At 57.9% G+C, this 12,725-nt stretch carries 9 protein-coding genes; all 9 read right to left on the reverse strand.

Translation table 11 applies throughout. The features are described 5' to 3' along the window. Positions 1 to 28: 28 nt before the first annotated feature. Positions 29 to 763 (reverse strand): 4'-phosphopantetheinyl transferase family protein, encoded by a 735-nt coding sequence (locus CHB59_RS04510; RefSeq protein ID WP_179212074.1) that lies wholly within the window; start codon positions 761 to 763, stop codon positions 29 to 31. Continuing rightward, the gene (locus tag CHB59_RS04515; protein WP_089375044.1) at positions 723 to 1,484 is read right to left on the reverse strand and encodes a 2,3-dihydro-2,3-dihydroxybenzoate dehydrogenase; all 762 of its coding nucleotides are present in this window, start codon (positions 1,482 to 1,484) and stop codon (positions 723 to 725) included. Before CHB59_RS04515 ends, CHB59_RS04510 begins: the two co-directional genes overlap by 41 nt. After that, positions 1,481 to 5,380: a non-ribosomal peptide synthetase gene (locus CHB59_RS04520; protein ID WP_089375045.1), complete on the reverse strand. Its 3,900-nt coding sequence runs from the start codon at positions 5,378 to 5,380 to the stop codon at positions 1,481 to 1,483. Before CHB59_RS04520 ends, CHB59_RS04515 begins: the two co-directional genes overlap by 4 nt. Positions 5,381 to 5,422: 42 nt before the next feature. Then, positions 5,423 to 6,424: an alpha/beta hydrolase gene (locus CHB59_RS04525; protein WP_179212075.1), complete on the reverse strand. Its 1,002-nt coding sequence runs from the start codon at positions 6,422 to 6,424 to the stop codon at positions 5,423 to 5,425. A 32-nt stretch (positions 6,425 to 6,456) separates the two neighbouring features. After that, positions 6,457 to 7,341: an isochorismatase family protein gene (locus tag CHB59_RS04530; protein ID WP_143738690.1), complete on the reverse strand. Its 885-nt coding sequence runs from the start codon at positions 7,339 to 7,341 to the stop codon at positions 6,457 to 6,459. Between the two features lie 30 nt (positions 7,342 to 7,371). Next, a complete protein-coding gene (locus CHB59_RS04535; RefSeq protein ID WP_089375047.1) occupies positions 7,372 to 9,000 on the reverse strand; it encodes a (2,3-dihydroxybenzoyl)adenylate synthase in 1,629 nt (542 codons plus the stop codon). Then, positions 9,001 to 10,200, reverse strand: coding sequence for an isochorismate synthase DhbC (gene dhbC, locus CHB59_RS04540; protein WP_089375141.1), 1,200 nt, complete (start codon positions 10,198 to 10,200; stop codon positions 9,001 to 9,003). Positions 10,201 to 10,235: 35 nt separating this feature from the next. Next, positions 10,236 to 11,528 (reverse strand): MFS transporter, encoded by a 1,293-nt coding sequence (locus CHB59_RS04545; RefSeq protein ID WP_089375048.1) that lies wholly within the window; start codon positions 11,526 to 11,528, stop codon positions 10,236 to 10,238. Positions 11,529 to 11,820: 292 nt separating this feature from the next. Continuing rightward, the gene (locus tag CHB59_RS04550) at positions 11,821 to 12,705 is read right to left on the reverse strand and encodes an SMP-30/gluconolactonase/LRE family protein (RefSeq protein WP_245835032.1); all 885 of its coding nucleotides are present in this window, start codon (positions 12,703 to 12,705) and stop codon (positions 11,821 to 11,823) included. Between the last annotated feature and the right edge of the window lie 20 nt (positions 12,706 to 12,725).

Here is a 12,725-nt window from a genome sequence, read left to right on the forward strand (position 1 = left end):
TGACCTGATGAAGGTTACGTCATGTTGCTCACGCCAGCAGGGCCAATGCAGCAACAAATCCTGAAGGCGCCATCAATTCCCATGCCTCTACCAGAGGCGCTCTGTCCATGTTCCAGCTCACGGCATATTGCCAAGGACTGAGAGGAATGACAGATACCAGGGAAAAATGCCGGGTAATGCCGACGCCCATTGCTTTCAGCACGGCTTCCTTGCCACTCCATATTTGCATCAGGGCCAATTCTCCATGCGCGTGGCAATATTGCCGTTCCTGCACCGTCATGGCTGTTACCACATCACTGGCGGCACTAGCACTGGTCAGCGCTTCGATATCCACGCCCACATCCCTGTGTTGCGATATCGCAATCAACGCCCTGTCCCCACTATGCGACACATTGAAATGCCAGTGTGGATGGTCAGGCAGGTAAGGCTTGCCATAGGCACTATAGGCAATATCAATCGCCGCTGCAGCGCAGCCAAGCCGGCTGGCCAGCAAGTGCCGCAAGATGATACGCACCAGCGCGAAGCGTAAACGGTCATGCAGACGACGGTAGCGCAGGCAGCGCGCCTGCTCTACCGCGCTCAGCCGTGGCAACAAGGAAGACAAATCGCCAGCAGAAAAATCGCATTGTAAACACCATACTGCAACCGCAGCAGGCAGGTGCGGTGCCGTGACTGGCTCCAACAACCTGACGCCCGGCAAGTCCGGCACGCAAGCCAGCAACTCAGGCACCCAGTGTTGCCCCGCCATCCACGCATAAGTCATGCATGGTGATATGCCGCGCTTCATTGCTGAGCAGGAACAGCACCGCCGCCGCGATATCCTCCGGACTGGCAATGCGCTGCAAGGGGATGCCAGTGCGGTAACTTTCCAGATTACCGGCAATGACCTTGAGCGCGTCATCCTCCGACTGCCACAACTGCCTTTGCATGGCGGTATCCGTCGACCCTGGCGAGACGATATTGCAACGGATACCATGACTGGCAAGCTCCAGGCCCAGGCACTTGGTGAAATGCAGCGCAGCAGCCTTGGAAGCGGCATAAGCCCCCATCTGCATGCGCGGCACCTTGGCTGCGTTCGAGCCGACAGTGACAATACTGCCCTGCCTGCGCGCGCGCATCCGTTTTGCCACCGCACGCGTCAGGTGAAACAAGCCATGCACATTCACGGCGAAAATATCATCCCAATCCTGCGCATCCAGATCGCACAGGTTGCCCATGCGCAGGATTCCGGCCACATTGACCAACATATCCACCGGGCCGAGTTCCCGCTCTACCTCATCGACCAGCGCCTCAAGCGCCTGGTGCTGTCTCAGGTCAGCCACATAAGGCGTTACCAGGCCCGGAAAAGTGGCGGCCAGCGCCTCCAGGGGGGCACGCGCCATATCCAGCGCAGCCACCCTCACCCCATGTGCGCACAGCGCTGACACCACTGCCGCTCCTATACCCTGGGCGGCCCCTGACACCAGGGCAATACGCCCTTTCATGCCGCCTCCTCCCGCGCAGATATATCGATATATTTGGTGATTTCTGCTCCGATCACGCGCATGGGACCGGGATCGCTCATACCGAAATGGTTGCAGTCCAGGGTGATGCATTGCATCTGGCCGTCGATATAAGGCTGCCAGCTTGCGGGATCAGGTACCTCCTCCCCGCGCTGTGCTGCCTGGAACAACAGGATATCCCCCTGATAGCGCGGCGTGCTGCTGCTACGGAAAAGCTGCATGCCATGCAGGGCTGCCTGCCCCATCTGTTCCAGCCGGTCGCGGCCCAACACGGCAAGCGGACTGCCCGGCCGCAGCAGGCGCTGGTAAATGGTTTCCGGCGTATCTGCCTCAACCTCGCCAGTCACGCTGAGCAGAGTGATCAATGCATCCTGCAGCTGCGGCGCACGCCATGCGGCAAATGCGCTAGCCGGATAACTATCCATCAGGGCAACCATGCCCACCTGCTTGCCCATGGCCTGCAACCTGGCCGCCATGGCTTGCGCCAGGCCACCACCCAGCGACCATCCCAGGAGGTGGTAAGGGCCGTGAGGCTGCTGCGCGCAAATCCGCGCCACATACTGCTCGACCATATCATCGAAACTGTCTGGCAAGGCGTCAGGCACCGCCTGCAGGCCATGGATCGCCACACCTGGCAGGTACTGCGCCAGCGGCAGATAGCACCAAGATAAGCCTTCTGCCGGGTGCAGGCAGAACAAGGCCGGAGCCGTTCCGCGCTGAATCGGCAGCACAGGGGCAAACGCCAGGTCAGCGCTGGCAGGCGGCGGCCGGTGCGCGGCTGGCGCGTTCAGCGCGCGGGCCAGCGCCTGCACAGTCGCATGCTGGAACAGCGCTGAAATCGGTATCTCGCGTTGCAGCAGCAAACCCAGCTTGTTGGAAACCTGGATTGCCTGCAGAGACTTACCGCCAAGGTCAAAGAAATTAGCGTCGACATCCTGCGGCATTTCGCCCAACACCTCGTGCCAGACCTGCATGATCTGCTGCTCCACCGGGCTTGCCTGCGGCAGGCTGGCAGGCTCTGCTATGGTCATCAGCTCCTGCAGCTGCTTACGGTCTATCTTGTTATTGAGATTACGCGGCAATTGAGACAGGAAATGCCAGCGGTCGGGAATCGCGGGATCAGGCAGTATACTGGCAAGCGCTTGCTTCAGCTGCTGGGAAGTCACCTCCTCCGTGCAGCTGACAAACGCAACCAGCACATAACCACTGGGTTTGCGCGCCTGCGCCAGCACAGCGGCCTCCCTGACCACCGGATTGGCCAGCAGCGCATTCTCCACCTCCGCCGGATCGATGCGCAAACCACTGATCTTGACCTCGTTGTCCAGGCGGCCCAGAAACATCAGCTGCCCATTCTGTAGGCATACCTTGTCGCCGGTACGGTATGCGCGCGCAATACCGGGCAGATGCTGTGGCTGGATGAAACGGCGCGCAGTCAACTCAGGATTCTGGTAATAACCCAGCGCCAATGCCGGGCCGCACAACAACAGCTCTCCCGGTCTGCCTTCCGCTTGCAGGTAGCCCTGCTCATCCACCACCAGCGCCGTCACGCTCGGGCGCGGACGGCCTATCGGCAGCTGGTCACCGCCATCCCACACGGCATCCTTGCCGCCCAGGTTTGCAGTCGTGGCAATAATGGAAGCTTCCGTCGGCCCATAGCTATTGCACAACACATTGCCGGGCAGTTGGTCGCGCCAGCGCCGCGCTCGCTCGGGTAATGCGGCCTCGCCACCGATAATAGTGAGGCGTACGCTGGCTAACTGCACTGCCGATGCCGGGCTCAACGCATGCGCCAATTCATGCCAGTAGGCGGTGGGCAGGTCTAGAATGCTGATGGCAGCCTGCTCGACAAAGCTGGTGAAAGCCTGGATAGACTCCAGCACTGCATCGCTACGCAATATCAGGGTAGCGCCATGACATAGCGCCAGGAAGATTTCCTCAATACTGGCGTCAAAATGCAAGGGAGCAAACTGCAACATGCGGTCGCTTGCCTCTATCCCGTACAGGCTGCCCGCACTTTCCACGAAATGCGCCAGCGCGCCATGCCCCATCATCACCCCATTGGGCTTGCCTGTGGAACCCGAGGTATACAGCAGGTAGGCAGGGTCGTCATCGGCAGGCATATATGGTGGCGGACAGGTAGTGTCCGCGGGGTTTTCCAGGTCAACCTGGTCCAGGCACAGCACAGGAATATCCCCTGCACTTTCTGCCCAACATGTCAGTGTCACAATCCTCTGTGGCGCACAATCCTTCAGCACCATATCCAGGCGACTGGCTGGCCCGGTGGGGTCCACAGGCACATAGCAAGCGCCCGTCCACAGGCAGGCCAATATTGCCACAATGGCCTGGGAACTGCGCGGCAACAGGATTACCACGCGGTCCTGCGCCTGCAACCCGCCAGATTGCAAGGTGGCGGCAAGCGCTGATACTTCCTGCAACAGCGCCTGATAACTCAGGCTACCATTCTCATGCTCAAGCGCCGTCTTGCCCGGATTGCCTGCTGCAGCCTCGATCAAGCGACGGATCACAGGTCGCGGCTCTGCAGCGAGCGAATTACCCTGCAGGATAGAAAGCGCTGGCAACTGTTCAAGCAATGGTGCCAGCGTCGCATCGTGCGGATGGGCTGCCAGCGTTTTCAGCCACTTGAGCAGGTCGGCATGCAGTTCAGCCAGGTGAGCATCGCTGTAGCCATATGGATTGCCTTCCAGCAATAACTGCCACTCGGCATTGAGGACGAACACGCTGATATTGAGGTCCTTGACCGGCCCAGCACTCACCGGATGTATGCTGCTTTCCAACCCAGCAAATGGCGCATGCCGGTCAAACGGCATGATATTGACAGCCTGATTAAACAAGTGCTTCTGCGCTTCCAGCAGCCCCAGGTCGCCGCGTATCCAGCCATAGCGGTAATAAAGATGCGGACGTATCTTGCGCATATGCCCGGCCAAGGCCTGGCCCATCTGCTGCATGCTGTGTTCCGGATCGACATATACGCTCATCGGCACGATATTCATGGCCATGCACGGTACATTGAGCGCAGGCGTGCCCAGGCGGTTCATCACCGGCAGGCCAAACGTCAATTGGCGCTGGCCGGAATGCCGGGCCAGCCACATGCCGATGGCAGCCAGCATCCAGCTTCCCCAATCCTGGCCGCAGCGCTGGGCCGCCTGTTGCAAGCTTGCAATTTCAGCCTCGCTCAGCCTGCTGCTATGCCGCCGCACGGCATCGCTGAACTCCTGCGGCTCAGCAATCACGGCAGGAGCTGGCACATGCTGCAGGTGTTCCACCCAGAAATTCCGGTCGCGTTCAAACCCGCCATTCGCCTTGTAGCGCTGCTCGGCTTCAATCACCTTGTCCAGCTTCCAATCCGGCAATTCCGGCAGAGGTTGTTGGTTCACCGTAGCACTGTAACGCGCCGCAACCGCCTGACAAATCAGGCTGTAACCATAGCCATCCAGCGCAATATGGTGCACCTGCAGGAACCACAGGTGCCTGTTATCCGCCACTTGCAGCACTGCGCTGCGGTACAGTGGGTCCTCCGTCGGCCTGCACAGCGTGTTCAGCGACTGGCGCATCCATGCTTGCGCAGCCGCATCAGGATCTGGCTGCTGACGCATATCGTGATATTCCGGCGGTGCCTCGCTGAGAGGCTGCGGCCATTGCCATAGGCCTTCATTATCTATTTCAAAGCGCATATGCAGCGTGCTGCAATGGTTCAGCACCGCAACCACGCTGTCGGAGAGTGCCTTGCGGTCCAGCTTCCCTTTCAGCTCAATGGCTTCTCCAGTCAGGTAACTTGGGCTTTCCGGCACCATTTGCTGCGCCATCCAGATGCCGTACTGGGCAGTCGTAGTGGGCTGGCGTTGTGATATTGGATTCATTAATGACCCTCAAATGTGATACAGGGTTAAAGACAAATAGGTTCAGGGCGCAAAGGCAAAGCCCACTACCCGCCTGGCACCATGCATGAGCATGTCCATGTGGTCGTGAGCGGGCAGTTTCTCAAAACTGACTGCAAGCCCCTGTGCCTGCAGCGCCTGCGCATATTGTTCAGCGTTATCCACCATCGTGCGTTCCTGCAGTTTTTTGTACTCCTGCTCCGAGGAAAAACTGGCTGGATACTGCTCATCGCTTCCTACCGTGATCATGACTTTGTTGACACCTGTCAGCGCCGTGGCATTGTTCTTGAGGCGGTCAGGCAGCAGTTTCATTGTCTGATGCCCGCCAAACCACAACGAGGGACTGGACGCCCAGTAGCGCTGGAAAAAACCAGGAGCACGTGCCAAGGTATTGAGCGTAAACAAGCCACCATAAGAGAAACCGAACAAGGTGTTACGTTCCGGGTTGATGGCAAAATGGCTGGCAATCAATGGTCGCAACTCTTCGGTCAGGAAGCGTAGGAAATTCTCCTCGCCGCCATGCTGGCTGGAAAACGTGTCACCAGTACTCCCGCTGGTCACTGGCGTATAGTCCAGCGCCCTGGCATTGACATCAATGGGATCACCGCTGGCATAGCCAATGGCAACAATCAGGCCAGCCGGCTCATCTCCTATTTTCCTGCGCCACTGGGCGCTTTCATTGGCTGAAACCGGTCTGGGTCTGGCGGTTTCCATCAAGGGAAAACTGGCCAGGCCATCCAGCGCCCACAGTACCGGATAACCACCTGCCGGCGCAGGCTTGTGCGGCAAACCCAACAGGATACGGTAAGTCTGCCCGGTATAACGTGACGTCAGATCAAATCCCAGGCTGCGTGAAAATGTAGCTGGCTGCCAGTCTACAGGCAGCGGTGCCAATACCTCCTCGCGAACCGCCTCTGCGCGGACTTCCTCCTGCATCACGCCACAGACAAGCAGCATGGCGAGGCCCATTCGGGTGGCTACCTGCCGCAGGACGCCCATATGGCGGTAAGATGTGTCAAATTTCAATTGCATTTCCTTGTCATGAGCAATATGCCTTCTCAGCTATGGGCAGGGTCGGGATCAAGTATAGACCACCACGCAGCCAGGGTAGGCTGCTCGGCCAGGCGCATGAAACTGAGATCAAGCCCGGTCTTGCGCCAGCTTTCCAGCAAGGACATGATGCGGATTGAGTCCAGGCCCCAGTCGAGCAGGTTGTCATCCGGCTGCAGCTCCGCGGCAGGCACCTGCAGCAATCCGGCTATCGTGGTCTTCAACTCATCCTGTGAAAGCGGCACATGATTGTGAGATGAGGCTGGCTGCAAGACAGCGAGTAATGCTTCCGTCGTGGTCACAGCACCGCAACGCTGAGCTACATAGCGCAACGCCATAGCATGCTCTTCGGTAGAGAAATCGGCCACGGCGTCCGCGACCATAAACGCTTGAATATCACGCATGAAAGCATCACATGCCGTCATCATGCAGCCTATATGCGCATAAATACCGCAGATGATGAGCTGATCGCGGCCATCTTCCCGCATCATCTTTTCCAGCGTGGATTTCTGGAAAGCACTATAGCGCCATTTATCCAGCACCGTATCCTGGGTTTCCGGCGCTAGCGCTGCCACGATGGATTTCCCCTGTGGCTGCGCCGTCAGACCCGGCCCCCACATATCCTGCAGCAGGCCACGCTCCTGCACGTTCTGCTCCGGCAATTGCGCCGTATAGACCACCGGGATTTCCAGTGAATGGGCCAGGTCGATCAGACTGCGTATATTGGCCTGCAATTGCGGCACAGGTTTGCTGTCGCGGTCATAAAAATCAAGGAAGTAATCCTGCATGTCGTGCACAAGCAATACAGCACGATCACGACTGGCCTGCCAGGCGACGCGGTTATCCGGGAAGGTTTCCGGGATGTTATAGGAAGGAATTCTGGGAATTGCCATGATAATAAATACCTTTACATGTCACTCGGGTTAGATTGCCATTGCCGCAGGTACGGACAATTGCATACTGATCTGCTGGCGCAAGAGTTTCTTGTTGATTTTGCCCACGCCAGTCTTGGGAAGTTGGGATACGAACTCAATGCGGTCGGGAATCTTGTAGGTCGCCAGACCGCGTTCACGCAGGAAGCGGATGAAATCGATGCTGCGCAGGCTGGCGTCGCGCCGGATCACGAAGGCGCAGGTTTTCTCGCCTAGATATGCATCCGGCATGGCCACCACCGCGCAATCCGCCACGCCCTGGTGCGCCAGCAACTGGTGCTCCACCTCCTCCGCAGAAATCTTCTCGCCGCCACGGTTGATCTGGTCCTTGTTGCGCCCCTCCACTACGAGGTTGCCCTCTGGCGTCATCCTCACCATGTCTCCTGTGCGGTAATAGCCATCGGCAGTGAAAGCTCGCGCATTGTGCTCGTCAGCGCGGTAATAGCCGCGGATGGTATAAGGGCCACGTGTCAGCAGATGACCGATCTCCCCGGCTGCCACAGGCTGGTCATCATCATCCACGACCAGCACTTCATCATCGGGAGAAATAGGCCGTCCCTGGCTATGCAGCACCACATCGAGTGGATCATCCAGGCGGGTATAGTTCACCAGCCCCTCTGCCATGCCGAACACCTGCTGCAAGGTTACGCCCAGCTCCTGCACCAGGCGGTTTGCCATGGTGCTGCTGAAACAGGCGCCGCCGACCTGCACAACCTTGAGACTACTCAGGCCTGGTGACGTAGCTTGGATGGCATCCAGCCACACCGGTACCAGCGGAGGCACCAGCGCCGTCATGGTGACACCTTCCCGGGCTATCCACGGCAAGGCCACGTCCGGGCTGGGGTGGGCGCTCATAACGACGGTTCCGCCGGCATACAGGGTGCCAAGCGACCCAGGAGAACTCAGGCTGAAATTATGTCCGGCCGGGATCACGCTCAGATAGACACTGTCCGGCCCCAGCCCGCATATCTCGGCGCTGGCGCGGACGCTGTACAGATAATCATCATGGGTTCGCGGTATCAGCTTGGGCGTACCGGTGCTGCCTCCCGACAGCTGGAAGAAGGCCACCTCTCCGGCCTGCGGTCCGGCAGGAAGGTCGCCATCCCATGATGGCATCACCCCCAGCGGTGTGAATTCCTGTGCCTCTCCCAGCACCAGGACATGCCGCAGCGTATCCACTTCCTGTTTCAGCTTGCGTGCCAGCACACGATAATCAAAATCACCGTGCTGATCGGCAATGATGTACGCCACCGCCCCTGTATGGCGGCAGAAGTGTTCGATTTCAAACTGGCGATGGGCAGGCAAGGCGAACACAGGCAAGGCACCCAGCCTGAACAGGGCAAAAATGACAGCAATGAATTCAGCGCAATTGGGCAGTTGAACCACCACCGGATCATTGGCCGTGATGCCCATAGCATGGAAACCCCGTGCCAGCCTGTCCACTTCCTGTCCAAGCTGCTGGTAGCTCCAACGATGACGATCACTGACCACGGCAATATGCTGTGCATCCTGTTCTATCCGCGCCTGCAACATGTCGCTGAATGTTTCACCGCGCCAGTATCCGGCAGTCCGGTAGCGTGCTGCCAAGTTTTCAGGCCATGCTGTGCAATGTGGTAACATTCAAGCCTCTCCTACGTTGGCAATGCCAAGCGCATTCAGCATGGTGCGGAACTTGGCGCCAGTCTCAGCCAACTCATGAGCAGGATCGGAATCGGCCACCACGCCTGCACCGGCGAACAGGCGCACCTGCTTGCCACTCACCTCGGCGCAGCGCAGGGTCACCACCCACTCGCCATTGCCATGTGCATCGCACCATCCCACCATGCCGGCATACAGGCCGCGTTCGAATGGCTCGATTTCCGCAATCATCTCGCGCGCCGCCGCGAATGGATATCCGCATACTGCCGGTGTCGGATGCATGCTGGATGCCAACTGCAAGGAACTGACACTAGGATCGGCCAGTTCACCACGGATATCGCTGGCAAGATGCAGCATGGTTTCAGTATTCACGAGGGATGGCCCAGCCGGCGCATACAGGCTGCGGCAATAAGGCGTCAATGCCTGCACCACGGCGTCAGCCACCATCTTGTGTTCGTGCAGGTCTTTCTCGGACAACAGCAACGCCTGGCTGCGCCGCATGTTCTCCTGCAGGTCGCGGGTACGCGCTGCCGAGCCTGCCAGCGGATTGGAGCGTATCTGATTGCCATGGCGGCTCAGCAATAGCTCAGGGCTGGCGCCCACCAGCGCACCCTGCCTATCGTTGATACTAACCGCAAATGTATAGCCGCGGCTGTTGCTCTGCGCCAGCTTCCTCAACAACCCCTGCAGATCGATGGGCTGCGCGGCTTCAAGCTCCAGTGTCCGTGCCAACACAACCTTGCTCAGTTCACCCTGACGTATCCGCTCCACCGCCTCCTGCACACCAGCGGCGTAGACCTGCGGGGTCGGTACCGGCCTAACCTCACAAGCAGCCTCAACCTCGGTTTTCGCGCTCAGCCCTGGTAGTTCGACATAGCGCGACAACGGCCCTGCACGCAATACTTTTTCAGGAATGATGAGACTGGCTGGCTGACCAACATCAAAAGGAATAGCCCCCACGACCACGGGATCAGGATGTCCTGCCTCCACTGCCTTTTGCAGCTCAGCTTCGACCAGCGCACTCAACTCCTGCAGGTTGGCGGCGGCTGGCACAGTGGCAAAGTGCCCCTCCGCCAGCATGGTTTCTTCCGGCGAAGCGAAAAAGAATGGCGTCCCCTCGCCAACACTGGCCAGCATATGCTCGGCCTTCAGTTCCAACATTCCTCTGAAAATATCATTCATTTTGCATCCCTCACTGTTATTTGGATGAATATCAATCACGCGCCATGGCGTGCGCCCTGTACTGGCTGTTCTGCATGAGTCTTGATCGCCCCGACCGGCTTGCTATGCATCTGGATTTTTCCTGCCAATATCATGGTGAACACCGTCAGCCCAACGGCCAGCCAGCCAGCCATTCCATACCCGCTGATCACGCCAGTGCTGTCCTGGCTGATGATCACCCCTCCCAGAAAAGCAGCCGCTCCACAGGCAAGTTGCTGTAATGCCGCATTCAGCGACATGAAAGTGCCACGCTGTGGTGGCAGCACTGCCGACACCGTAATCGCCATCGCGGGTACGGCACGACCTGTGCCCAAAGTGAAAAACAAGGTGCTGCAAAGTAATACCCAACCCATGGCAAGCGGGGGCAAGTTGGTCTGCAGCAGGATAGGCACGATAGAGAACAAGGCCACCAGACGGTAAGTCTGCACCTTGCCCAGGCGGTCAGTCCGCGCACCAACCCAACGTGCGCCGAAAAAGCTGGCCAGGCCGCCCAGCACATACACCACCGGCATTTGCTCCATGCTCAGGCCGACATTGCCAGTCAGGTACAAGGTGAGATAAGGAATGATGGTGAACGTGGAAAACGCACCCAGGAACATGAACAGTAAAGCGGTCCAATGATTGCGGTTCGACAACACCGCACGCATATTGCCGATCGCATGGCGCCATTGGCGGTTTGCCTGTTGCGCCCCCTGGATCGCAGGAATTGTACGCATTGCCAGCAGCAGGAAAACCAACGCCACTACGGCAATTGCCACAAACACCGACTGCCAGCCCAGCGCATTGGTGAGCAGCAAGGCTCCCGGCACTCCCAACACAGTTGCTGCTGCAGTGCCGGACATGACAGTACCGCTGGCACGCCCGCGGCGTTCAAACGGTATCAGGTCGCCGATCAAGGTTTGCAGCATGGCACTCAGCACACCGCCAAATACACCTGCCAGGGCGCGTGTCAGTAACAATGTTTGATAATCCGGTGCCAGCGCGCAGGACAAGGTGGCCACGATGAACAGCGCGAACAAGGTCAATAACATGCCCTTGCGCTCGAAGAAATCAATGAATGTGGCGGCGACCAGCCCGCTCACTGCAGCCGCCAGTGTGTAAATTGCCACCAACAGCGCAAATTCCCCGGTACCGATCCCCAGGCTTGCCACCAGAACAGGCCCCAGCGGCATCATGACCATAAAATCGAGAATGTGGGAAAACTGGATTCCCGCCAAAGTAAATACCAGGTACTTTTCCTGTCTTGGTAAAAGTGCTTCCGGTTTTTTCTGAATATCCGATACCTGCATCCTGTTTCGCCCTATTGCAAACACGGGCTGATGCATGACAACAACGTGGTGTCATAACCACAACCCGATAAATGATAATTATTCCCAACAATCATGTGCATGATACTGGAACCCGGGAACATTATTTTTTGCTGAAACAAGAAAGTTGTTTGCGCAACTACAACCACTGACAACTGAAAATCAGGCAGACTCCAGTCATGGCGCCATTCAGGCAATGAGTACGCAGATGAAAACGTACGAACCGGAAAAAATAAAAAAGCCGGCAATGCCGGCTTTTTCTAACACCTCACACTCAATGCAAGTGCCTCCACGTCACAGTACCGGCCTTCATATCCGGGATCAGCAATATCTTGCCGTCACGTGTCACCCCGATATCAGCCGCGCTCTGGAATCCCTCCATTTCCAGCTTCACTTCATCCTCAATACTCAGGCTGAAAACCTTGCCGCTGTTATAGTCGCTGATATAAAGCTTTTTATTGGCACCCAGCGCGATGCCATCACCGCCGCCGAACCCGCTGGCAAGCTCGATCAGGTGGCGGTTGAGCAGGTCAAGCTTGTATAGCAAGCCACTGGCATAATCGACATAGATCAGCGTTTCGCCCGTATCATCCATCCACAAGCCATTGGGTGCCTTGATGCGAGCGTCCTGCTGATGGTTGATGACGGTGTCCACCTTGCCTGTCTCCAGGATCACGCGATAAATCGCGCCAGTGGTGCCGCCCTGATTGAAAATATCACCGCTATCGCTGACATAAAGATATTTTCCGGCAAAGTCCGGCTCCAGGTCATTGAGGAACTGAGGCACCGCCGGAAAAGCCGTTTTATCCGCCAGCACCGTCCATTTCCCATCCTTGCCCACCCTGAGGATACGATCCTTGTCCGCAACATAGAGATCGTCACCGACGAGAGCCAGCCCCTTGGGGTCGTCCATGCCCTGGGCAAATAGCTTGCGTTTGCCGTCCGGCCCGATGACACTGACCTGCCCGTCGCCGTCTTTACCAAACTCGCCGATTTCAGATACGTAAATATTGCCAGCCTTGTCTGCCACCACCGATTCCGGGTTCTTGAAACCCTTGACTACCTGCACCTCATGCCCGGATGCCAATCCTGACATCATCAACAAACTACCCACCAACGAACCAATCACAGCCTTGCGCATCACGCGTTCCTCTCGCATTCATCATGTCATCATCCGGG

Origin of the sequence: Methylobacillus rhizosphaerae (assembly GCF_900187985.1) — a bacterium.
In the GTDB taxonomy this organism is placed as follows: Bacteria; Pseudomonadota; Gammaproteobacteria; order Burkholderiales; family Methylophilaceae; genus Methylobacillus; species Methylobacillus rhizosphaerae.

Excerpts from the sequence above, each read along its gene's own strand:
- CHB59_RS04545 (WP_089375048.1), bottom strand. The coding sequence starts at position 11,528 with ATGCAGGTATCGGATATTCAGAAAAAACCGGAAGCACTTTTACCAAGA.
- CHB59_RS04550 (WP_245835032.1), bottom strand. The coding sequence starts at position 12,705 with ATGCGAGAGGAACGCGTGATGCGCAAGGCTGTGATTGGTTCGTTGGTG.
- CHB59_RS04530 (WP_143738690.1), bottom strand. The coding sequence starts at position 7,341 with ATGGCAATTCCCAGAATTCCTTCCTATAACATCCCGGAAACCTTCCCG.
- dhbC (WP_089375141.1), bottom strand. The coding sequence starts at position 10,200 with ATGAATGATATTTTCAGAGGAATGTTGGAACTGAAGGCCGAGCATATG.
- CHB59_RS04520 (WP_089375045.1), bottom strand. The coding sequence starts at position 5,380 with ATGAATCCAATATCACAACGCCAGCCCACTACGACTGCCCAGTACGGC.
- CHB59_RS04515 (WP_089375044.1), bottom strand. The coding sequence starts at position 1,484 with ATGAAAGGGCGTATTGCCCTGGTGTCAGGGGCCGCCCAGGGTATAGGA.
- CHB59_RS04535 (WP_089375047.1), bottom strand. The coding sequence starts at position 9,000 with ATGTTACCACATTGCACAGCATGGCCTGAAAACTTGGCAGCACGCTAC.
- CHB59_RS04510 (WP_179212074.1), bottom strand. The coding sequence starts at position 763 with ATGACTTATGCGTGGATGGCGGGGCAACACTGGGTGCCTGAGTTGCTG.